Raw genomic sequence first — 21,150 nt, 5'->3', positions numbered from 1 at the left:
AGGGGCTTAGTCAGGCTTATAATTCAGCATAGGGATCCGACTGTTGTGTGATCATTTCGAACGGATAATTTCATATTTTGGCTTCACGTTGTTGAAATCCGGATTCGTTCCGCTTACCATTAAGCCCATTCCCCAATCGAAGTGAACATCCGCGGTAGGCACATCCGCAGCGTCACGATATTGGAACAGGATGTTTCTCCGCGTGCGGTCGCTCCGGTTCACGTCCGAGCCATGAATGGTCAGGTAATTAAAGAAAAGCACATCGCCCGCCTTGGCCGGGCACGGGGTTCCCGAGGATAAGGGATACTCCTTGTGGTTCAAATAATAAGCGCCGATATGCGGCAAAACGCCCTGTTTATGGGATCCCGGCACAACGCTTAGGCAGCCGTTCTCAATATCGGCATCGTCCAGATGAACGCTGGCGGCTAACATGGTGTGATCGCGATGAGGGAAATATGGATAATCTTGATGCATGGGAAACGCGGCCCCGTTAGCAGGAGGCTTCACCAGCATTTTCGAGTGATGCAGTTGCACGTTCGGACCGATGATTCCGTTCAACACTTCTGTCATTCGGGGATGGATTGCGGCTCTCATGAACGCGGCATCATGGTAGTGCACATCGTGAAAGCCTTTCAGAACCAGCTTATTAAGCTGCTCAGGCGGCAGGAAGTCGCCTTGCCAGGCATGGTTTTGATCCGATTTGGCTCGTGCCGCCCTCTGGATGATCCCATCAACCGCCGCTCTCATATCCTCTACTTCCTGTTGATTATAAACGCCTCGAACCAGCAGGTACCCATTGTCTTTGTAAAATTGCATATCCTTCTCGTCCATCATCACCATGCACCCTCTCGATATGTTATGGTTTATCTAAGTTAATTATAGTAAGGGCAAGCGAAATCGTATTTGCACGAAGATGACGACGTTTTGCAAAATCACGCCAAGGGAGTTGCTAATGCCTTGTATCAATGGAGCAAAAGCGAAGAACGTCTTAATCGTTATGCTGGACGGCTTGAAGGTGAAAGCCTCTCATTCCTCGTCTATTACTGGGGGAGTGTCCGGCATTTGACGGCCAATTCCATACACCGCCATTCATTCTATGAGATTTGTTATGTGGACGGTGGAACCGGTATATATATGGACGGAGATCAGACTTATCCCTTATATGAGGGGGTAGCCTTCTGTACGCGCCCAGGTCGGTTACATCAGATCAAAGACGTAGACAGTCTGAATCTGTTATTCGTCGCGTTTGAAGCGATGGAGAGACCGTCTGCCCAAGAAGTAACAGTGAAATACGTAGAGGCTCTTCATCGATGTGCCGTTTGGACCGAGCATGCGGGCGATTCGCCTGCCATCCAAATATGGAAATCCATGCTGATGCGCTCAGAACCCGAGGCATCGCTGCCTGCATCGCTCTTGCCCAAGCTAGCACATGTACTCCTCCAGTCCTTACCTGTCCTGCTCGGGGCTTCCGGCAGCTTCGAAAGCGCGCCTCTCTTTTCATCCGCGTTACAACTCATTCAAAAGGCAAAATTGTACATAAGAGACAACCTCAGCAGGCCTGTGTCACTACCCGAATTGGCGGCTTACCTGAATGTGTCCGAACGGCAATTATCCCGATTGTTTGCGGAAAGCATTCATGAATCCTTTTCCTCCATGGTTCGCACCGAACGAATCCGGGCAGCCGAGTTAATGCTCCAGCATACCCGTAATCCCATCAAGGTGATTGCAGAGCGAACCGGGTTCTCATCCGTTCATTACTTCACAAGGCTGTTCACCAAGTTCAAAGGTATTCCTCCTGCCGCTTATCGAGCGAAATGGGCCTTAGATGCGGATCTTCATGAATGATCTCTCGGACCAATGTTACCGCTCATAGATATTTCCTACGGGAACCGTTATGCCAAGCCGGTCCATCACCGCTTTGAAGTTCGGGTGTACCTTGTATTCGTCAAATCGTTCATCCGGATACCATACGAGCTCGGAGATCGACGCTGTCATATTGAATTCATATTTCATCTCTCGTAGCCCCTTGCTTACTGCATGTTAAAATCATCCGTTCCCTTCATTAACGGCGTTCTTCGTTCAGCCAGGCTTCCAAAATTTCTCCTGCTTTGAGAACCTGCAACTCGGTGCTTGCGCTCACGATGACAAGTTCCTTTTTCCCCTCGTTTTCATCCACCCAATGCCGCAGCTCGTCAAATTCCTCCATCGGTTCGAGAATAATTCTGACGGATCTTCCACTTGTCCGGGAGAACGCCGAAAATATCGGATTAGCGTCCCTCATCGGGGTACCATCCGCAAACTGGTGTTTATAGTAAGGCGTAATCCAATCATCAGCGTCATGAACGCCCAGCATGTTAACAAACAGGCGTTTCCAATAGCGCTCCATGGCCTCATAGGCTTCATCGCTTTCCGAATAGTTCCATTTCATAACACACCATCCTAAGCATCCGTTATATCATCTTCAGTCGTTTCATAGATTCTCTCCATAAGGGGTATTCTACCATATCTCATTCCTGAGTTTGAATTCCCCATGCTTAACCACGGTGACTTGGCATGTTATAATTCGGTTAATATGCTGGAAGGGATGAAATAAATGCTGGAACTGGAAGCGGCTTTAACTAGATTCATAGAACAACAGGACTTATATAATCGGGATTTCGGGCTCTTCACCGATCATGAAATACGACAGCGGTCCGAAGTTCAGCTGCCGACTGTGGATGAGCGCATAACACTGTCTCCTGAGCTTAGTTATCTATACAGCCATTATGAGATGGTTGACGCTAAGGCCGAAGGAACCCATAAAATGAAGAACGCGGCGGTTGAGATCGGAGAATCGGCTGTCATCTACTTTGTTTCTCCTGAGCATCTGGTCCGGCAGCAAATGGGCTATCGCTGGATTAGCGACGGGGGTGAAACCGTAGAATCGAGCATTTGGCCAGCTCATCACGTCGTGATTGCCAATGTGAACGATGATCCGCTGATCGTTGACGTCCAAGCCAGTGGTTCACCCGTATACGCCGCATTCGAAGGTGGCGAGCCTAAACTGGTCGCGAATTCGCTTGCGGATTGCTTTCACGCGCTGTCCATTCTCATTGAAGGAGCTCGGCTTTTCCAGGGTGAAACCAGCGACGAAGAAACCTATGAGACAAAACCGGATTTTCTCGCCCATGTGAGGCCATCACTGACTGCGCTTTTGGGCAGCGGGCAGACTGATGCGCTGCTGGAATATTTATCGCTTCAGTAAAGACGACTGGTCGTTCATATTAGACCGTAACGATACAAGGCATGAAACCGGTAGGTGCAATGGTTCAATGTGCTTAAGGAAAAATAGATAAGGAGATTCGCATGACAGGAACTTTAACTTTAATCCGTTATAACGGAACCGAAAAACACGCTTTGGCCGAATCCAAAGCCTACGCAACCCGCAGCCAAGTCAATGAACGGCCGCAAATCATGCTATGGTTCGAGACGGAGACGGAACCCGAGCCGCTCCAATGTTTACCGGATTCGGATGAATTGTTGAACAATCCGGACGCGGAGCTTACGATTTATCTAGATACGTTAAAACTAGATGAGTTTGCACCGCTGGAATTTACGATTGCCCAGGGTTATAACGAGATCTCCAGAAGCCTGGATGCAAGACTGTATTATTTTGAGCACCAGGAGGTGAATGATAACCGGGGACGCATCGAGTATAGAGGAAATGGCGTATTTTACGTATCTTGGACCGGATCAACGATGGACGTCGACTATTATGACGGCAGTAAGCCGGATACCCGGTTGGAGCTGGAAGGCGAGTTTACGATGGAGAAATATGAGGATTGGTCATAAAGAAAAATACATAATCTGCAGCAAAACCTTCCAACCCCGTAGAGCCAACGTTCGTTGTGTGCTGGCTCTACGGGGTATTTTCGCATCATTACTGCATATCTCAGTTCTCTTTCAGTATCAGCGGTTAGCTAAAATCGAAAACACGAACCCCCCCACTGCTTCCTAGTTCAATCATATCAAAGTATTAACAAAACCTACCTCCTTCTTACTCCTTAAATGCACCGTACACATACGCTCATTTTTTGTTGTTGAATGTACCCTTAGGGGAGGTTTTATACTTGCATTGTAAAAACAGCAAGAACAGAAATTGAGGAGGTTTCATTGTTATGAGAACTTTGGAAATGTGGTTTGTCATCTTTAACCTTTTTATGCTAGGTTGGTTGATCTTTGCTCGGAACAAGCCGCAGCGACATCTGATCTTTGGTTTCGGTATATCTGCCGTACTCCTGCTAGCGCACATTCTTGTCGAAGGAATGCGTTGGCAAATGATTCCTGCCTATGCAATGACGTTTATCCCGATCATGGTGTTGGCTTTAAGGTACATTCCCAAATCAAAGAAAGTCAAAAAGAAGGCATTCCCATTTAAAACCACGCTGATTGCTGCACTGGCCGTGCTGTATTCTACTATTGCGGTGACACTGCCTCTCCTGCTTCCAGTATTTAAATTTGAAAAGCCGACGGGGCCCTATAAAATAGGAACGGTGACTTATGATTGGAAAGATGAGCTGCGTGAGGAAGCGAATACGCCGACACCTGACGATAAACGTGAGTTAATGGTACAAATCTGGTACCCGGCCAATCCTTCGGCGAAAGGCAAACAAGCGCCATATGTCGCACACCCCGATATTTTCGAAGATGGATACAGCCAAGCGCTCCATATGCCTAAGCAGTTGTTTAAAAGCCTTGAACTGATTAAAACGCATGCGATCAAAGGTGCAGAACTATCGAATAAGGAAACTACCTACCCGGTTCTCCTATTCTCGCATGGATTCAATGGAGTTAAGAACCAAAACACCTTCCAGATTGAAGAGTTGGCCAGTCATGGATATATCGTAATCGGCATTGATCACACGTACTATAGCACCACTTCCGTATTCCCTGACGGTCGTGTTGTAAATTTTTCTCCTCTGGAGGATAGCGGGTACGAATACTTAGATTAATTAAATAAGGTCTGGGTGGAAGATACGATGTTTGTAATCGATCAGGTTGAGAAGCTCGCGGTGAATGATCCGGACCATCGGTTTACAGGCCGTATAGATACGGACAACATGGGCATGTTTGGTCACTCCTATGGTGGGTCGACTGCCGTTCAAACCCTGTTGAAGGATCCCAGACTGAAAGCTGCCATCAACATGGACGGTGGATTATTCGGAGAACAACGGCTTCCAGAGGATGGAGTGAAGAGACCGTTCCTGATGATGAGCGCTGACGACACACTAGCAGGAACAGCCAATATGAGCGATGAGAATATCGCTTCCCAAGGAACAACAAGAGAGGAACTGGACAAGTTCTTTGATGAAGTGTTATCACGATACAATTCCGTGGCAGCGGGTGAGAACTATTGGATGAAGATAAAAAATATGAAGCACATGGGCTTCTCTGATACGTACTTGCTTTCACCTGTGCTAGCATGGATGGAGGGGGTTGATGTGCGAAATGCACATCGCCTGATTAACGAATTCAGTCTAGATTTCTTTAACCATTATTTAAAGCAGCAGCCATTTAAATTAATGGAACAAAATATTGGAGAGCATTCTTCGTTTTCACTGCAGAAAGGCGCAGACTGAATTCCAGGATGCATTTAACTTCTTAGCCGGGGCGTTATCGCCTCGGTTATTTTTTCCATAATGCGTGGTCACATATGTTCGAGCCTCCATTCGATGCCTTGAAGCAGTAAGTTGTTCCCTTTTGAGAACAAGCGGTATTCCGGGCTTAACATTGCGCACAATGTATTGAACCGTTTAATGCGTTCAGTTCTAGGGCTCTTCGCATATTCCGCAAAGTAGCGGAAAACATCCTCTTGGTTCATCGACTGTTCGGCGTCTGCATACAGCATGGCCGCATTCTCGACGATGGACTGCACGAAAGGACTACCAGCTGGCAGGTTGCGCTCCAATGCTGTATTCAGCCGGTTATGGATATCTTCAATCTTCTTGGGCCATACGGAGGCACCCCATCTTGGTTGGTTGACCATATTGAAAAAAAGAAATTCATCTTGGACCAGATCTGGAATGAACTGGGGATCGTTAATTAACGCCTGTAATTCATCCCAGACAAACGCTTGTTTAGCCGTTATTTTGACTTGATTCACAATATATTTATTAAAGAAATAGAGAAATGATCTTCTCCATTCCTGAGGGACTCCATCCAGAAATTTGGAATCCTCCAATTTATCCATCATAAATTGATTCCGCTTCTCACTATTGGTTGTCCGTGTCTTGACCAAGTCTTGAATATAATCTAACGAATCCTCGTCGTGTGTCTTCGCTTGACGCAAAATCGAGATCATACTCGTCAGAGTGCTAACTTGCGCCTCCAAGGACTCAATCTGCCAATCCAAGGCTGAAGCAACTTCGATTTCGCCAGCTATGAGCCTGCGTATATCATCAATTTCGAAATCTAGAAAGCGCAGCGTTGTAATGAGTTGTAAACGCCAAATATCATCCTTCGCATATACCCGGTGCCCTCCCTCGGTGTAATTTGAGGGCTTAAGCAATCCGATCTTGTCATAGTAACGGACCGTTTTTACGGTAGACCCCAGCAATGCAGCAACTTGTCCGATCGAATAAGTTTCGTCTTTATGTGTTACGGAATTACGGTTCCCATCTCTCTGTAAGCTGGTCTCTTTGTATGAATACACTCCACTCACCTCAATTAGATAGTATATACCATCTTAAGTCGCATGCCTTCATATAAAGCTGTAGGACATGAATAGAACCGTAAGGAATTAAAAAAAACCGCGAGTCTGCGGTTTCTTGAGCCTTAAACGCCAAACTGTTTCAAATGATGGTCCAGATGCTTGTATAACCCTTTCCCCCATTGCTCCGGGGTCAGTTTACCGAAGAATGAATGGGGATGCGTGGTACATCTCTCAAGTCCGTTCTTTTGGAACGCTATAATTTTTTCTTTCAATCCTGCTCTTTCCGTTTCAAATTCTCTTGGATCCGCAATCAAAATATCCGGAATAGTGGACATATTGCGGGGTAACGGTTTGTCATTATAAAAAACGGGCTTCGCGAAATTCCCTACCAACCTACCTAACCAGCCTCTTGGCGGGTTTGTGATGCCCATGGCTATGTCTTGGAACGCAGAGCAGTGAGCCAGCATTTGGGCAACGTCCATTTTTCCCCATAACGGTTGTGATTGAGAGTTTAATGTATCGATTCGGTTTAATATTTGGGTCATATCCAATTGATTGAACACACTATTCATGATTGATTGCCTCTCCCTATAATAAAATCCATGTCTAAACACCTGATTACATTATAGCCGACCCATCTTCGGGACATTTCTTCTTGATTGCTTTCTTGATTTAATATTTTTACAAGAAGAATTAATATCATTAGACCTGTGAACGAAAGAGAAGCTGCTGCCAATAGGATTGAGACTTGATGACGCCTCAGGGTTTCGCGTATATATTTCCACTCCATATACCCGCGAAAGCAGAAGATTACGGTGAATATGAATGGCCATATGGGATAGGGTCTGCTCCTATCCATGGTCCATACAAGGATGAGTATCGAATTAATAAAGCCCATGAGCCCAGAAGATACCATTTATACACTGGGGTGTCACGCATTTCTTCCTCCCCAACATCGATGATCTTGCTTAGGACCCATTGACCAACACAAATAACAAGGAGAATAAATGAGTATAATCCCTCCATTATCATCCTCCTTCAATTTAGGACAATAAACTAAATACTCATTCTACGTTCCTCTACATCCATCTCATAAAAAATCTCTTTGATATCTTCACATGATGTTCTTGTGCCCATGTTTCCAGCTGCCTGATGGCTTCAGTCTGCTCTTCAGCGAACGTAAAACATAGCTTTAAGGGGACTAATTTACGCCCTTTTGGCTTGATCCCGATTACCCGCTTCTTGTCATCGTTGATCAATAAACATGCTACAGCTTCAGCCTTTATTTCTGTACCGTTTATAACAATTCCGTCTTGATCCATTTCCATCAAGCTCGGTTTCATCACATACGTTCTATATACGATGATGACGAATACGGCGGTGCAAAGAACCAACCATACAATCCATACATAATAAAAGATGTCCTTTTCTTCATGGCCTCTTATGATGTTTCCAAAAAGAATAGCGATTAAAATCAACATCGAAATCATCAATCTGCCCCCTGACGGAGCAGAAACTCGAAACATCCTCTTCTTATTCATCTTATCTCCTATCTTGGAATCATGATGGTTCTGTTTTTCGTCCTTATGTATAGGTTCATTATACTTGAACTAACAAAATGTGGTAACCAATATGTACAAAAGCAATAAAAAAAGCCCCGATTTTAGCGGCAGCTCGTGTCTAAGTATTCACATCATCTCATATAAATAGCAACTTAGAATTACATGATCAACACCTCATTTTCTAAAAATTATCGGTAATTATTCATTCTTACTGTTTTATTCCCCAGAAGCCAAACGATTCGGTTCGATCGGTTTGCTTAGCCAATGCTCATCGGTTTGTACGTGATTCTTGCGCACAAACTTGGCAACGCTGCGCTTAAAATCACCATAAGCGAAAGAGGAAGCCAGCCGAACCACATAACCTTCCTGCTCCCCTCCGCAGTTTGACTGCTTCGTATAACAAGCTTTGGCAGTAGCCTCGTCCCAGATTCCCCGGTACAAGACAGGAACCGTTATAAGTCCCAGACGTTCCGCCCAAGCCTCCGTCTCGTCCCATGACAGGCAAACATTATACTCATTCCACACCGAAAACAGCATGTAATAGGCAGGCAGCGCCGAATACGAAAGTGAATGCTTGGCGTATACGTTTTCCCCGCAGAGACGATATCCTTCCGGAATCAAAAACTGGATGCCACCATGCAGCGTCTTCACATAATGACGGGAAGGATGATCCTTGCTGTCCAGAGATCTGGCATGGATGAAATTGGGGTACATCGTGGTGTTCTCCCCGTCCATTTTCTCGGTAATGATAACTTCCTGCCCCGTAAAATGGTCAGTACTTCGTAAAATCTTATCGTCATCCGTATAACCTCTGGACCAAGGCAAATGCATCGTTTTGGGATATTTCATTTTCATCGTTGTTCACCTCCTTATTTGCCGAAAGTGTCGGCTTCTGCGAAGAAATACAGCTCAGCCAGCACATCTTCGCCTAACAAATGATAGATCTTGGATGCCCCTGCATCCCCTCCATGCAAAATTTCCATATGAAAGCTCACAAGTTGAACGACGTGCTGAATAAATGCATCATCATATCCGAGGTCCTTCAATGTATGGCAGGTTATGCTTGCCGATACATGCTCGTGCCCATAATAGGAATAGTAACCTCTTGCTTGCTTCCATACTTTGCAAAACGGCTTGCCCGCGTCATGGAACAGCGCTGCTAATTGCATAGCAAGCAAATGCTCGCCTTCATAGAAAGCATTGATATATTCCAGCACGGCAAACGTGTGCTCCGACAACGTTTTGGAATGATGCGGATTCTCCTGATCATATCCCAGCATCACGTTGAAATAGGGAGATTGGGACAAGTAGCCAAATAACTCATCATGACCCGGTTTGCGTGTTAGCAGCACTTCCAGTTCTTTTCTTGTAAACTGAGTTTCGCCCTGCTCATGAACGAGATGCAGTTCGCTGAATCCTTCGCCCCTGACAGGAAATTCAAGATTCTTGGCAAATTTCATCATGATCTTCTCATCGAGCCGGCGTTTTCGTCCCTTGACTCTTTCCAGAGCCACTTCATATGGGGTTGTGCAGATATGGCACTCCACTGATCTATCGCCAAATCGCTTCAGGAACTTCTGTCTCCGCTCCCGGCTGACATTGGTGGCATCAAATACGACATTTCGTCCGGACGCAAGCGCCTGTTCGATCTCGGCAAAAGCTTCGTCAAATACCAGATACGTATTTTTCTGTTTGGATTCGCTGCCGAACAATCTTTCACGGATCGAGTCCGTCGCAACGATGACGGCCCGCTCGCTTTTGCATAATTGTTTGGCATGATAGCTTTTTCCGCTGCCGGGTATCCCGACCAGCATATGAATCGTACACATGTTGATCACCTCCTTTCAGGTCTTGGTTCACTTGGTGTCATGTTTACGTGTCCGGAGGGATAGACGTTTCAACCTTAACGCTTAGTTGCGTCCGGTTCAGTTATCATCGCGGCATCCCAGGTGAACATATACTCTCCCATCTCGGGCAGTAGCACCATACAAATATCCTCCGGTATGCGGCTTTACACGGCTTTTTCCTTTAACTCTAAATACTGTACCATTCTTGCGGAGTGTTTGTGTAAGTAGAGAATTTTTATATTCAACTTTTACATGCCTATAAAAAGGCTGATTGCCGCAGGTAAGAAGTCCTGCCTGGCAACCAGCCTTCATATCATATATACTCCTCCGTGACTTTTCCTTTCGGAGCAGGTGCGGTCGTATCACGCTCCACCAACTTGACGGGGATCAGTGTCCGGTCCGGTGTCTGTTTCCCTCTCTCCAGCAGTTTACATCATGTTCGGCCGCTTGGCCAAAGTATCGTGTTTTTGACTAACGCTTTCGCCTGCTTACAGGTAACCTGCCAGTTTGGTAAGCACTTCTGCTTGTTCACCCGTCAATATTTTGCCGGATTGTGCGCTGACTTGATTGGCAAAGGCGTTCAGCATGCCTTCCTTAGCAGAGGTGTTACCCCTATTCTCGGCCTCTTGGGCATTAAGGAGTTTACTTGACAGCGATTGTGCGAGTCCCGGATCGCTCGCGGCAAAATGCTCTGCAAGCGCGGACAAGCTATCATACGTCACGACCACCTCGAAACGAAAAACCGCTTCCGTTTGATTTCCCGCCAGATCGATTGCCGTTACGGAAATATCATGGGATCCCGGCTCGAAGAAATAGGCAGGACGTTCAATTAGTGGACGAAGACATGGATTCTCAGCTAACCCGGACAAGCTATCGTCGGCATTGCATGAGACGTATACGGAATCGGTAACCGTGTACTGACGTTCCCCCGTGAATTCTACAACCGGAGCTGTCTTGTCAATCTGCACCTTCAGCGTCCCCGGAACCTCAGGCACGCCTGAGAAATTGGTGGCGGAATAGGTGACCGTCGTGACGCCTTCCTTCGTGATTTCAAGCTGAGCCGTATTCCCTTTTACCGTGGTCTTCTCTATCGGCTGTGCCCCTTCAGCGGAGTATTCGATCGAATAGGCACGCTCGGCAGAGATGGACAACGATACATCGGAATTCACCCAGCCGTTCTCGTTGGGAGAAGGCGATTGACTTACCGTTGAGACTGGTGGCAGACTGTCTTTTACCGCAACAAAGAAATCGTCATAATATGCGGTTGCCACATTGTATCTGGAGGTTACCGCAATCAATTTAGCGTAGGCTGCATTGGCTGGCGCCTTGCCTCTGAGCGTCACTTTCTGCCACTGGGCCAATCGCGATTCATCCAAATGGGTTTCCAAGGTGGAGATGGTCGCGTTATTGCTATCAAAAAATCGGAACATAAAGCCAGGCTGGCCGGATTCAATATAGAGATTCATGCCCGCCGTATATTCCTCTCCCGGAATGACGGGAATCTGATCACTCTGAACGGCAACGGATGCCGTTCTCAGCGTGTCCGTAATCTTCAGGCTGTGCGTTCCCGTGAAACTGCGCTCTGTACTGAGATCATAGCGGTAACCGTTACCTGGAGCGAATAACGGACTCCATCCCTTTAATTCCTCTTCGAAGCCCGGATTGTTAATAGGAACTGCCGTATGCGGCGGTTCTTCAACAACCTCTCCGTCAACTTCCATCCGATACAGGATCGTATTGGTCTGCATATCCGTGAAATACAGGTTCCCATCCGCATGTAAATCAAATCTGGAGGTGTCGGCCAATGTCCGATGCTCCAGCGTTTCTGGGTCAATGACCGTCAGTTTGTTGTTAAACAGCACATAGAGCAGCCCATCCTCCGACCAGCGCAGCGGGTGATGCGCCCATTGGCTGAAGTTTAAGCTTGGATACACTTTTTTGCTTTTCACGACTTCATAGGTATCAGGATCAATTGCGAAAATGTATTCATAGGATGCCCCCCAGATCAAACCGTCCGGACCGGCGGAAAGATCACCGATGAATACCGGTTTATCCAATCCCGAAACCCTGAGCGGGAACTCGGTGATTTTTTGCTGTTTCTCCTCATCCCATACAAAAATCTTCGCTTCCGCCTCGGTCGGCTCGGAGCCCAGTCCGCCCCGTATCGTCGTGGAGCCGAATACCTTGCCGTCATGAACCGTCGTGCTGAGCACGCTCTGATTCTGGACGACGTTGCGATGAACGTTTATTTCCCCGGTAGCGGTATCATAAACGGTCAGTGAGCCGCCCAAAGTACCGTAACCCGATATAGTCGAAATGTACAATTTGCCTTTAGAACTGGAGATATCCACCAGCCTCTCCTGATCGTTGCCCAGCACGGCCAATCTCTTCGGATTGTTCATTCCAGGCTCCGTCGATAGATCGAACTCGTACAGTCCGCCCTCCGGATATACGCCCATATAGACCTTATTGCCTACGGCATGAACGCTATCGGCCTGACCGATGCTGAACGGTGTCGCCGTTTTATCCGTCAGATCAACGAGCGAAGAACGGGCCTGTGAGCCGGTGGTGATCAACTCCGTATCGGATACGCTTTTCAACCGGTTGACAACACCGGGCAGACCCGGAATGACCGGCGGCATCAGGTGTACCTGCTTGGTTTCGATGTTCATGATCGTAACACCGCCGTCATAACGGACGGTAACCAGATTTTTGCCCGGGTACTCGGGGTTGTTCGGAAATTCCAACCAATCCACGCCCCGAAATCCGCTGTTGTACTCCATTCCGGTCAACTCGACCTCATGCGTGGCAAGATCAAACGTTTTCAGCTTCTTATCGGCCATGAAATACAGTTTTCCGTCGAGGGAATCCGTTGCATGCAGCCCCGTTACGTTCTCCAGCACGACATCGAGCCAACTCTCCGTCTGCGTATCGTAGATAAACGCCTCTCCGGGAATGCCGCTGCCGTCCGTATATCTGGCAAACAAATAACGGTTATCAATCGTGCTTAAGTCATACACGGTGTCTTCCTTAACCGGCAAGGAAGCCGCGATATTCGTCTTCTCACCGGTCGCCAAATTCACGCGTACGATCTGCTTATGTGCGGTACCGGCATATATATTGCCGCCCTGGTATGCGATGGAGCGCACATATTCCTGATCAAGCAACCCGATGACGCGGCCGTAATCTTTGGTTTGCTTTGTAGCCGGGTCGTACTGGTACACTTTGCCGCCGGGATAGGTTCCGACATACACGCGGCCCTGTTCATCCGTGGTGATGCTGTTCGGGACCGACTGTCCGTCGAACTGGGCAACTTGCACAGGGACATGAGTAACCGGGGAGTAACTCCACAGCCTTGCTCCGCCGCCGTCAGCCGCAAGGAACAATGTTCCGTCCGGTGCCGTGGTATGTGCCCAGGAGCTCTCGGAGGGTCCGATCGGAATGCTCCGCAGCAGTTTATAGTCCTCCAGATCAATGACGTTAAGATGCCCCGGCTTCCCTTTACTGGTCGCGTAAAGCACGTTGCGGCCCTCTTCCTTGCCCGTGGTACCGTTGAACACGGCCACCGTATAGTTGTTAGGGACCAGAATTTCTTCCGGTGTTCCATACGTTTTCTGAGCCAGCCTGCTCTCCCCGGAAGCAGCTGTGACACCACCGCCTCCCGAGCATGCCAATATAAAACAAATTGCGAGCATCAAGACTTGGTACTTGCCACCCTTTCTAATTCTCATAAATAACCTCCTTAGATTCAATCGTTGTCTCCCGAAGGATCGTTCCGCATGCAGGCAGATCGCATCGCATGCGAGCGTTCAGTCACTGTTTTTGTATACGAACCTCCTTTACCGATGGATTGATAAACCCCTTGTAAGTAGAATATAGAACATGGATGGGGGCCGTCTGGCCCGTATATTAGGCAAATACCAAGATGGTGTCAATCGATATTTATCATGCTTCATTACATTTGTCCTGCTATGGGCCAAAGTGGATTTTGCAAAAGAAGTAGAATAATCACAAAGTCTTCATCGTATTTTCAAGCTTCAAACTCAATATGAAATTAACAAAACGCAATGGGATAACGGCAAAAAAGCCGCAATTTAAGCGGCCCAGCGCAAAATATAGATTCGTATCACACTCGGCACCATGCCCTCTTTTGGAAGTACTTTATGAATTTCTTCAATTGCGTTCATAGCGAAATTCCCAAATAATTTGCTTGCTTCATATAAAAAAACAGAAGGGGATAAAAAAAAAGAGACTGCCTCTCAGCAGTCCTTCTTGTTACTAATGAATGCTACTTAGGTACAGCAGCCAAACTCTCTTTTGATGTTCGTCCGCCACGATTTGTGATAAATACCCCAGATAAAATGAGAATCAAGCCGATAATCAGCCTCCATCCAATCGGTTCATCCAGCAGTGTATATCCCCAAATCATCGCCGTTGCAGGAACGAGATAGGTGACGGATGTGGCAAACTCCGGGCTCCCTTTTAAGACCATATAATTGAACAGAATATACGCCACGCCAGAACCGAAGATGCCAAGGCCAACAAGAGAACCTATATTGGCAGGCTCTCCGATCTTCGAAAGATCAATCTTTTCCGTAGTAAAAGCGATGATACCGCTCCCTACCATCGCCCCAAGCAGTGTTCCGAACGTTAGCTGATACATCGTCAGTCCGCCCAGTAAACGCTTGGATAACTGTGAACCCACGGCATAACACAAGGTAGCACCTATCATCGCTGCGAAGCCAATGAAATCGACAGTAATAAATGATCCGGGGCGAATGCCGAGCAGAATGATCAGACCGACAAGCGCGACCCCCATGCCCATCCATTGAATCCGCCTAAACACGGAGCCGAAGAACACTAAACCAACGAGCATGGTCCATATCGGCGTTGTTGCATTTAATACCGAAGCCATGCTGCTCGCCAGCCTGGTTTCGCTAAACCCGATTAAGGTCCATGGCAGTGCCATATTAATCATCGCAATCACGACGGTCGGCAGCCAACGAATTTCACGCAGGGCAAACGGCTTTCGCATGATGAGCATGACAATCGTAATGAAGAGAAATCCAAAGGTCGATCGCAGGAAGGCGATTCCCCAAGGGCCGAAATCGTGTAGCAGATTTTTAATGAAAAAGAACGAACCTCCCCATATGAGACTTAGGAGGATGAGTGCAATATATAAGGATCGTGCCAACTTAATACCTTCTTTCTATATGAGGGACATCCTTATAAGTTAACATCTCATTAGGGAAGTTGTACAGAGCCATTCTACACAGCACCCTTGCAGGCAGCTTCTTCTCTTAGAATGATTCATGCATTATACTTTAAAGCCTGGCAGCATTCATGTAAGCTTACACGCCTGGCGGTACTGCCTCGGTGAAACCCCGTACTGTTTGCGAAACTGATCGGCAAAATGATTGTAACTGTTAAACCCGACATCCTGCGCGGCTTCGTTCGCCGTACGGCCGGAGTGGATCATCAATAAGGCGGCATGGCGAACCCTCATTTGATTCAGATGCTCCACGATGGTGTACCCCGTTTCTTGCTTAAACAAGTGGGCAAGCCTTGACCCCGATATTCCGATCTCTCGCGATATGGCGTCAATTCGAATATCTTCTTTTAACGAACGGGACAACAGGCCGAGGGTTTGTTCGACCCTTGGATCAAGTCTTTTGTTCGTGCGCTGTGCAAGCAGAAGTAAAATCTCGCGCAGCGCGTTCTCGCACAGTGCCTCCCATAGGTCTAACCGGTCCAGCGAATCTTGCAGCACATTCCGAAACGCTAACTCGACACGCCCTCGGACACGTTCATCGGGCAGCGTTTCGACCAGAAACTCCTCATGACGCAGCATCCTGTTTTCCGGAAGCCCGGGATAATGAATCCATAGGAAGTTCCAGCGCTTCCCTTGGACTGTCCCATACTCATGAGCGATGTTGGCGCGCAGCAGGCCGAGCTGCCCGGGCCCACAGCGTTTCTCCCCGGCAGGCGTCCTGAAATAGCCCTCTCCATGCAGCGTGTAGACAAGCAGCCAGTCCTGCATCCCGTGAGGACGACGCAGCCGATAAGCATCGTCTTGATCGAAATGGTCGCCGAATATGGTTCCGGTACTTTCTAAGGATATGCCTTGCCGTCCGTCCGGCGTTCGCATAAACCTCTCCTCCTCTGTACCTCGATTAGCAGAATCCCGGTAATTATAAGCAGATATCATACTTCCTCTCAAGTTAAGCAGACCTTATTCTATTGTCAACAGGAAAAAACAATAATCTTACGGGAGGAATTCTTATGCGAGAGAAGTTAAAAGTATTGACGGCAGAGCAGCTGCACAAGTTCGAAACGGAGGGGTATTTAATTGTAAAAGGGCTCTTCCGCCAAGAAGAGCTGTCGGAAATCGAAACGACGTTTGAGGAGATCAGCCAAACGACCGTTCCCGGCCACTTTGAACCGGTGTTGGATGATGAAACTGCCGAACCGCTGAAGCGTTATCCGCGTGTGATGCATCCGCACCGCTTTAATGCAATTGCGAAGAAATACATGCTGCACAAGCCTGTCATGGAGGTGCTGGCTGATTTGTATGGCGAACCGGCGCTTGCGGCTCAAAGCATGTTCTATTACAAACCCCCGGGTTCCCGCGGTCAAGCGCTGCACCAGGACAACTTCTACCTGCAGGTCGAGCCTGGCAACTGTATCGCGGCATGGGCCGCAATCGACGCGGCTGATGAACAGAACGGTGGTTTGCTCGTCGTTCCGAAAACAAGTGATTATGCCCTGGTGTGCCCGGAAGAAGCCGATTCGAACGAATCGTTTACTACCCATTTCGTGAAGCCGCCCAAGGATAGACAGGTCCTCCCCGCGATCATGGACAAAGGCGATGTGCTGTTCTTTAACGGCAACCTGATCCACGGCTCCTACCGCAACAAATCCAACCGGTTCCGCCGCGCCTTCATCTGCCACTACGCCAACGCCTCGGCTACCAAGATTGGTGCATTCTATCGGCCGCTGTTCCGGGAAGACGGTACGGAGATTAATCTCGACATCAATCCGAATGGCGGTCCGTGCGGCGTTGAATTCGAAACACCTTATCCCCATTAAATTTCAGGTGACCAGCGTACATCTTGATAGCGCTGGTCGCGCTGTTTTTAATCCTAATCTTCCCACACATTTTGCAGCGGAAGGCCCAGCTCACTTCGGGCCGCATCCACAACCATCTGAATAAAAGCGGTTTTCTCCATCGTGTAGGCTTCCATGGAATTTGCGTTCTGGGCAGCCACCCTTTTTGCTTCGCCGTACTGCGTTACAAGCTCTGGATGACTACGCAAATAATCTCGCAGCAAAATTTCATTTCTCGTATGGAACAAATCATCATACATCATAAGGTGGACATTATGGGTCCACTTTCCTTCCGTACGCTTGGCAAATAAATATCTCCCCTGCATTCCGGTTTGAATATGCGTATAGATGACCGGATCGAACCGTGATTCGTAATAGGCGACCGGCCGTAGCGGCGTCAAGCCGACAAAGATGTCGATCACCGGCTTGGATGCCTGCCCGGGAATCGCGGTACTCCCCACATGCTCGATTGCTACCGCTTCGGTACCAAGTCTCGTAAGCAACGCTTCTTTTTCGGATTCAAAAGCTTCCGCCCAGCTTTGGTCATATTCTACAATGGTGATGGTATCCTCCATCACGCTCACCTCACTTTGCTTTTATTAACCTAAGTGGTTTATGAAAAAATGTAAAATTTAATTATATATAAAAAAACGCCTTTGATGAAGGCTGATTGGATGATATATCTATTTTTCATTAAGTTCGGCTGATTCATTAGGATAAGTGCATATCAACTAAAATTTTGCATTGTTTTCGATCATTGGCCCGCGAACCCGCCAGAAATGGAATAACCGTAACCGCCGCTGGTCGAGTACAGGTTCGCCATACCTCTTCGGCAATTGGAGCAGTGGCCGCAAGCTATGAGTCGTTCAACGGCCACCTGGTCACCGGGCTCCACGGTGGTTACGCCTCTCTACTTCAACGATCGTACCGGAGAATTCATGTCCGAGGACTGCAAACCGTTCAAGACAAGACGAATACTATGCTCGGCTGCCTGCGTGGCATTCTCCTCCGTAGGGGGCAAATCGCTGAAACACCAGCGTCTACACCTTTGGATCAGCCGCTCGTTATTACCAATTTAGAAGGCCAAATTTCCAATAGATATAGCCACGGCCTTCGCCGCAGAAATAATCCTCGCCTCCGTATGCAGCTCATATTATCTCGCTCTTCTAGCCTTTATCCATTGAGTGATTCGCTTGGTTCTTCCGATCATCTTAGGGAGCAGCATCAATGCGACGATTAAAGAAATGATCAAATACACGGTCTGGACTCCCTTCTCTTCCGACAGCATCTCCTCCACACTCGTACCGATCAGCAGGACAGGCTGCTTCGTATCATCCCCCGGTAAGATGAAGGCTTCCAGTTGGCCTTTGTTAGCCCGGCCAATTACCGTCACCCAATCTCCGGGGGAGACGGCATAATAACCGTAAGCCGGGCCCTTGGGGCTTTCCGTCAGCAGTGGACGGGATGAATTTCCTTGGTAAATCAGGGATAATTGTTTTGGTTCAACCGTCGCAAAATTCAGCGGAAGCCAGTCCGTGTAGAACCTGAACCGTTCCGCCTGAACCGTTACTCCGTTTAACTCTGAACTTCCCCATAATCGGTGGCTTCCGTTATCATCCAGCTTGTATTCGCAACCGCCCTTGCCGCATTCCCAGCGGAACGGCTCTTTCTGGAGCAGAGCGTAACGATCCTGAAGCTTGCCTTCGTCCGTGTATGCCGCTTCTCCTCCTGCCTGACCTTCGAGCCGTACATAGCCAGTCGTTTCGGATGTCAACTGATGGACCGGCTGAGCTTTGAATATAATAGCCGTGAGCCGGGCGGAATCCCAATACATTAGAAATGATCCGAGCAGGATGATCCATCCGATCGCTTCCACAATCCGGAACCAGAACCGATCGAAGCGGGTGTCTTCGGATCCTTTGCGGTGTTTTCTCCTATTCTGCTTATATGTATACATACCTGTACGACAGGGTTTATTTTTACGTTGCTTGGCCATGGGTTTATCTCCTCCCCTTGTTAACGATGTCAGAGATGACAATGTATCATATACGACTGCAAGGGACGCGGGGTTTCAGTCGGCATCAGTTCTTGAGAGGATGTGAGAAATCCACTAGGCTATCTCGTTTGAATTGTGTATGTATTGTGTTGACAATATGTTAACATTTTGAGTACAATAAATTCACTACGGTAAGGAGGATTTTGCCAATGAATACTAATCTGCACATCCGTCTATCCAAAGACCTCAAGGAGAGCTTTCAAGAGATTGCGAAGGACAATAACACCGACCCTTCTTCTCTTGTTCGCGATTGGATCGGCAATTATGTAGCTGAGCATCGAGGAACAGATGAAGATACAGCTGCTGCGTTATACTTGGCAGGTTACCAATTGCAGCAAGCACTTGGAGGAAGAGAACATGTCAGCAAGGAATTCGCCAAACAATTGCAGGAGTATTCCTTGACGAACCAGAAGGAGTTCACACAATTAATCTTGACTACCTATATGGATCTGGATCTTACGATTCCTTCGTGTTTATCCAAGACTTATAAAGGTTACGCTTATTCACAGATGTTTTTGTTGGGCTTGATCGGTGATAAACCTAAGGATTTGGCATAAAGCACGATAGCCGTTCTTTAATGAAGTCTAAGTGACTTCATATATTACCAGCGCATCAGAAACATCCAGCCTTTCCAGCCAGCTCAACACAAAAAACCGTCTACAAGTAGACGGATCGAACAAGAACTCCAAGCTATATCCTTTTCAATTACCATTACAGTGGATTATCAAGTAACCCACTTGTCCTCCAACCGTTCAGGCGGATTTCGAGGACTTTTTTGTTTTTTTGGACCGCAATTTACGGAGTCCGTGCATGCCGAACAACACCAATGGAAATATAAATCCGACGGTGATCGTATACGGAATCCAAGTCTTTGCGTCCCATTCCAACTTGAATGGAACATTGGGATATATGAAGACGGAAACTGCGGCAAGTATCCAGCCTAGCGGCACGACCAGCGGCTGATAATTTTTGATATTAAATATCTGGCTTACGCCGATCGCAATGGCATAAAAATACAAGGAGATACGGAAAAATAAAGTGATAAACCACATCACCGCCATGACCGCTTCAATACGTTGAAGAAAATTACCGATATTGATTTTTTTGGCCAGCATATAACTGGGGTACATATTTCGTGCCGTAATGTCCGGACCCAAGACCAAAATCGCTAATCCAATAATCGTAAAAAGCACCCCCGCACCGAATAGGCTTCCGATATATACGGCTTTGTATGCCTCCGCCGGGCGGTTAACGGCCCCCGGGTAGATGATCATCAACACGATGTGCGGCAAAAACGCAGTACTAACGAAAGAGATTGCGGCAGGGAAGATAGGGCTGGCACCCGATTCGAAAATGGGAAGTGCATTCTCCCATTTAATCTCCGACAATAATAAAATGCTCATGGACAGAAACAGAAGAAGAAACCATGGAAACAGCATCTCCGCTGATCTGGCCAGCACTTCGAGCCCCAAACGCACCCCCAGGACAACAAGTGCCCCGTAGAGGAAAATGATCGCCTGAACCGGGGTTTCGGGCAGCATTTGGATGGTCATGAAGTCGCTAATTTCGTGTAACACCCAAGCGGGACCACTTAGGAGCAATGAAATTAAAAACAGAAAGTTTACCGTTTTGCCGATCCATTTCCCTAAAAGTTTCTCGGACAATTGCATCAAATTCGTTTCCGGATACTTTTTGGACAATTGCAACTGCAGCGCCAAGATAATGAATCCGAGACCGGTCCCAACCAAAGCGGCAATCCAAGCATCTTGCCTAGCAATGTTAGCCGTACCCGAAGGAACGATAAGAATAGCGCTTCCGATCGTATACATGGCGGTTAAAATGCTGACCTGGCGCAATGAAATTTTTACTACGGGCATCTTTCCTGCT

General features: G+C 47.6%; 23 protein-coding genes. 8 read left to right on the top strand and 15 right to left on the bottom strand.

From position 1 onward, the window contains the following. Positions 1 to 51: 51 nt before the first annotated feature. Positions 52 to 834: a phytanoyl-CoA dioxygenase family protein gene (locus CRG97_RS14550; RefSeq protein ID WP_098744084.1), complete on the bottom strand. Its 783-nt coding sequence runs from the start codon at positions 832 to 834 to the stop codon at positions 52 to 54. A 123-nt stretch (positions 835 to 957) separates the two neighbouring features. Here CRG97_RS14550 and CRG97_RS14545 point away from each other — a divergent pair, with 123 nt between their 5' ends. Further along, the gene (locus CRG97_RS14545; RefSeq protein ID WP_098744081.1) at positions 958 to 1,845 is read left to right on the top strand and encodes an AraC family transcriptional regulator; all 888 of its coding nucleotides are present in this window, start codon (positions 958 to 960) and stop codon (positions 1,843 to 1,845) included. A 15-nt stretch (positions 1,846 to 1,860) separates the two neighbouring features. On the opposite strand, the gene CRG97_RS33275 is transcribed toward CRG97_RS14545, so the two are convergent. Together CRG97_RS33275 and CRG97_RS14540 are read right to left on the bottom strand one after the other, a co-directional pair. Beyond that, positions 1,861 to 2,013: a hypothetical protein gene (locus tag CRG97_RS33275; RefSeq protein WP_202618925.1), complete on the bottom strand. Its 153-nt coding sequence runs from the start codon at positions 2,011 to 2,013 to the stop codon at positions 1,861 to 1,863. A 49-nt stretch (positions 2,014 to 2,062) separates the two neighbouring features. Beyond that, a complete protein-coding gene (locus tag CRG97_RS14540) occupies positions 2,063 to 2,428 on the bottom strand; it encodes a hypothetical protein (RefSeq protein ID WP_098744078.1) in 366 nt (121 codons plus the stop codon). 165 nt (positions 2,429 to 2,593) lie between these two features. Here CRG97_RS14540 and CRG97_RS14535 point away from each other — a divergent pair, with 165 nt between their 5' ends. The 4 genes from CRG97_RS14535 to CRG97_RS33605 all read left to right on the top strand — a co-directional run bounded on the left by CRG97_RS14535 (position 2,594) and on the right by CRG97_RS33605 (position 5,618). Next, entirely contained in the window at positions 2,594 to 3,244 is a 651-nt protein-coding gene (locus CRG97_RS14535; RefSeq protein ID WP_098744075.1) for a hypothetical protein, read from the top strand. Between the two features lie 101 nt (positions 3,245 to 3,345). Continuing rightward, entirely contained in the window at positions 3,346 to 3,831 is a 486-nt protein-coding gene (locus CRG97_RS14530) for a hypothetical protein (RefSeq protein ID WP_098744071.1), read from the top strand. A gap of 326 nt (positions 3,832 to 4,157) precedes the next feature. After that, positions 4,158 to 4,991, top strand: coding sequence for an alpha/beta hydrolase (locus CRG97_RS33610; RefSeq protein WP_237566398.1), 834 nt, complete (start codon positions 4,158 to 4,160; stop codon positions 4,989 to 4,991). A 27-nt stretch (positions 4,992 to 5,018) separates the two neighbouring features. Next, positions 5,019 to 5,618 (top strand): alpha/beta hydrolase family protein, encoded by a 600-nt coding sequence (locus CRG97_RS33605; protein WP_237566397.1) that lies wholly within the window; start codon positions 5,019 to 5,021, stop codon positions 5,616 to 5,618. Between the two features lie 68 nt (positions 5,619 to 5,686). On the opposite strand, the gene CRG97_RS14520 is transcribed toward CRG97_RS33605, so the two are convergent. The 8 genes from CRG97_RS14520 to CRG97_RS14480 all read right to left on the bottom strand — a co-directional run bounded on the left by CRG97_RS14520 (position 5,687) and on the right by CRG97_RS14480 (position 16,248). Then, positions 5,687 to 6,691, bottom strand: a complete 1,005-nt coding sequence (locus tag CRG97_RS14520; RefSeq protein ID WP_098744068.1) for a MerR family transcriptional regulator — start codon at positions 6,689 to 6,691, stop codon at positions 5,687 to 5,689. 122 nt (positions 6,692 to 6,813) lie between these two features. Then, positions 6,814 to 7,263, bottom strand: a complete 450-nt coding sequence (locus CRG97_RS14515) for a DUF1569 domain-containing protein (protein WP_098744065.1) — start codon at positions 7,261 to 7,263, stop codon at positions 6,814 to 6,816. Between the two features lie 507 nt (positions 7,264 to 7,770). Beyond that, positions 7,771 to 8,181 carry a hypothetical protein gene (locus CRG97_RS14505; RefSeq protein ID WP_237566396.1) on the bottom strand — a complete coding sequence of 137 codons (411 nt, stop codon included), beginning with the start codon at positions 8,179 to 8,181 and terminating at the stop codon, positions 7,771 to 7,773. A 288-nt stretch (positions 8,182 to 8,469) separates the two neighbouring features. Beyond that, the gene (locus CRG97_RS14500; protein WP_098744059.1) at positions 8,470 to 9,108 is read right to left on the bottom strand and encodes an RNA ligase family protein; all 639 of its coding nucleotides are present in this window, start codon (positions 9,106 to 9,108) and stop codon (positions 8,470 to 8,472) included. A 14-nt stretch (positions 9,109 to 9,122) separates the two neighbouring features. Continuing rightward, complete coding sequence (locus CRG97_RS14495; RefSeq protein WP_098744056.1) at positions 9,123 to 10,082, bottom strand: AAA family ATPase; 960 nt, start codon at positions 10,080 to 10,082, stop codon at positions 9,123 to 9,125. A gap of 506 nt (positions 10,083 to 10,588) precedes the next feature. Continuing rightward, positions 10,589 to 13,831, bottom strand: coding sequence for a PQQ-binding-like beta-propeller repeat protein (locus tag CRG97_RS14490; RefSeq protein WP_098744052.1), 3,243 nt, complete (start codon positions 13,829 to 13,831; stop codon positions 10,589 to 10,591). A 557-nt stretch (positions 13,832 to 14,388) separates the two neighbouring features. Beyond that, positions 14,389 to 15,294, bottom strand: a complete 906-nt coding sequence (locus CRG97_RS14485) for a DMT family transporter (protein WP_098744050.1) — start codon at positions 15,292 to 15,294, stop codon at positions 14,389 to 14,391. 147 nt (positions 15,295 to 15,441) lie between these two features. Beyond that, complete coding sequence (locus CRG97_RS14480) at positions 15,442 to 16,248, bottom strand: helix-turn-helix domain-containing protein (protein WP_076323271.1); 807 nt, start codon at positions 16,246 to 16,248, stop codon at positions 15,442 to 15,444. Between the two features lie 134 nt (positions 16,249 to 16,382). On the opposite strand from CRG97_RS14480, the gene CRG97_RS14475 reads away from it, so the two are divergent. Continuing rightward, positions 16,383 to 17,189: a phytanoyl-CoA dioxygenase family protein gene (locus tag CRG97_RS14475; protein WP_098744048.1), complete on the top strand. Its 807-nt coding sequence runs from the start codon at positions 16,383 to 16,385 to the stop codon at positions 17,187 to 17,189. Between the two features lie 53 nt (positions 17,190 to 17,242). Here CRG97_RS14475 and CRG97_RS14470 read toward each other — a convergent pair whose 3' ends face one another. Continuing rightward, the gene (locus CRG97_RS14470; protein ID WP_098744045.1) at positions 17,243 to 17,782 is read right to left on the bottom strand and encodes a GrpB family protein; all 540 of its coding nucleotides are present in this window, start codon (positions 17,780 to 17,782) and stop codon (positions 17,243 to 17,245) included. Positions 17,783 to 17,961: 179 nt separating this feature from the next. Beyond that, positions 17,962 to 18,084 (bottom strand): alcohol dehydrogenase catalytic domain-containing protein, encoded by a 123-nt coding sequence (locus CRG97_RS14465; protein WP_237566444.1) that lies wholly within the window; start codon positions 18,082 to 18,084, stop codon positions 17,962 to 17,964. Between CRG97_RS14465 and CRG97_RS33270 the strand changes: the two genes are divergently transcribed. After that, entirely contained in the window at positions 18,065 to 18,286 is a 222-nt protein-coding gene (locus tag CRG97_RS33270; RefSeq protein WP_202618947.1) for a hypothetical protein, read from the top strand. The two genes, CRG97_RS14465 and CRG97_RS33270, sit on opposite strands and share 20 nt — an antisense overlap. A 74-nt stretch (positions 18,287 to 18,360) precedes the next feature. On the opposite strand, the gene CRG97_RS14460 is transcribed toward CRG97_RS33270, so the two are convergent. Next, positions 18,361 to 19,203 (bottom strand): hypothetical protein, encoded by an 843-nt coding sequence (locus CRG97_RS14460; RefSeq protein ID WP_098744042.1) that lies wholly within the window; start codon positions 19,201 to 19,203, stop codon positions 18,361 to 18,363. Between the two features lie 209 nt (positions 19,204 to 19,412). Between CRG97_RS14460 and CRG97_RS14455 the strand changes: the two genes are divergently transcribed. After that, on the top strand, positions 19,413 to 19,820 hold the full coding sequence (locus tag CRG97_RS14455; protein WP_098744039.1) for a hypothetical protein: 408 nt from the start codon (positions 19,413 to 19,415) through the stop codon (positions 19,818 to 19,820). 195 nt (positions 19,821 to 20,015) lie between these two features. Here CRG97_RS14455 and CRG97_RS14450 read toward each other — a convergent pair whose 3' ends face one another. Further along, positions 20,016 to 21,140 carry a GerAB/ArcD/ProY family transporter gene (locus tag CRG97_RS14450; RefSeq protein WP_098744037.1) on the bottom strand — a complete coding sequence of 375 codons (1,125 nt, stop codon included), beginning with the start codon at positions 21,138 to 21,140 and terminating at the stop codon, positions 20,016 to 20,018. Between the last annotated feature and the right edge of the window lie 10 nt (positions 21,141 to 21,150).

Source organism: Paenibacillus sp. EZ-K15 (assembly GCF_002573715.1).
Lineage (GTDB): Bacteria > Bacillota > Bacilli > Paenibacillales > Paenibacillaceae > Paenibacillus_AQ.
Note: the sequence above shows the minus strand (reverse complement) of the source record. Positions and strands in the feature narration are given on the sequence as shown.

Coding starts and splice junctions, on each gene's coding strand:
- CRG97_RS14515 (WP_098744065.1), bottom strand. CDS start 7,263: ATGAATAGTGTGTTCAATCAATTGGATATGACCCAAATATTAAACCGA.
- CRG97_RS14460 (WP_098744042.1), bottom strand. CDS start 19,203: ATGGCCAAGCAACGTAAAAATAAACCCTGTCGTACAGGTATGTATACA.
- CRG97_RS14480 (WP_076323271.1), bottom strand. CDS start 16,248: ATGCGAACGCCGGACGGACGGCAAGGCATATCCTTAGAAAGTACCGGA.
- CRG97_RS14455 (WP_098744039.1), top strand. CDS start 19,413: ATGAATACTAATCTGCACATCCGTCTATCCAAAGACCTCAAGGAGAGC.
- CRG97_RS33605 (WP_237566397.1), top strand. CDS start 5,019: ATGTTTGTAATCGATCAGGTTGAGAAGCTCGCGGTGAATGATCCGGAC.
- CRG97_RS14495 (WP_098744056.1), bottom strand. CDS start 10,082: ATGTGTACGATTCATATGCTGGTCGGGATACCCGGCAGCGGAAAAAGC.
- CRG97_RS33270 (WP_202618947.1), top strand. CDS start 18,065: ATGAGTCGTTCAACGGCCACCTGGTCACCGGGCTCCACGGTGGTTACG.
- CRG97_RS33275 (WP_202618925.1), bottom strand. CDS start 2,013: ATGAAATATGAATTCAATATGACAGCGTCGATCTCCGAGCTCGTATGG.
- CRG97_RS14505 (WP_237566396.1), bottom strand. CDS start 8,181: ATGATTTCGATGTTGATTTTAATCGCTATTCTTTTTGGAAACATCATA.
- CRG97_RS14535 (WP_098744075.1), top strand. CDS start 2,594: ATGCTGGAACTGGAAGCGGCTTTAACTAGATTCATAGAACAACAGGAC.
- CRG97_RS14475 (WP_098744048.1), top strand. CDS start 16,383: ATGCGAGAGAAGTTAAAAGTATTGACGGCAGAGCAGCTGCACAAGTTC.
- CRG97_RS14470 (WP_098744045.1), bottom strand. CDS start 17,782: ATGGAGGATACCATCACCATTGTAGAATATGACCAAAGCTGGGCGGAA.
- CRG97_RS14490 (WP_098744052.1), bottom strand. CDS start 13,831: ATGAGAATTAGAAAGGGTGGCAAGTACCAAGTCTTGATGCTCGCAATT.
- CRG97_RS14550 (WP_098744084.1), bottom strand. CDS start 834: ATGATGGACGAGAAGGATATGCAATTTTACAAAGACAATGGGTACCTG.
- CRG97_RS33610 (WP_237566398.1), top strand. CDS start 4,158: ATGAGAACTTTGGAAATGTGGTTTGTCATCTTTAACCTTTTTATGCTA.
- CRG97_RS14540 (WP_098744078.1), bottom strand. CDS start 2,428: ATGAAATGGAACTATTCGGAAAGCGATGAAGCCTATGAGGCCATGGAG.
- CRG97_RS14530 (WP_098744071.1), top strand. CDS start 3,346: ATGACAGGAACTTTAACTTTAATCCGTTATAACGGAACCGAAAAACAC.
- CRG97_RS14450 (WP_098744037.1), bottom strand. CDS start 21,140: ATGCCCGTAGTAAAAATTTCATTGCGCCAGGTCAGCATTTTAACCGCC.
- CRG97_RS14500 (WP_098744059.1), bottom strand. CDS start 9,108: ATGAAAATGAAATATCCCAAAACGATGCATTTGCCTTGGTCCAGAGGT.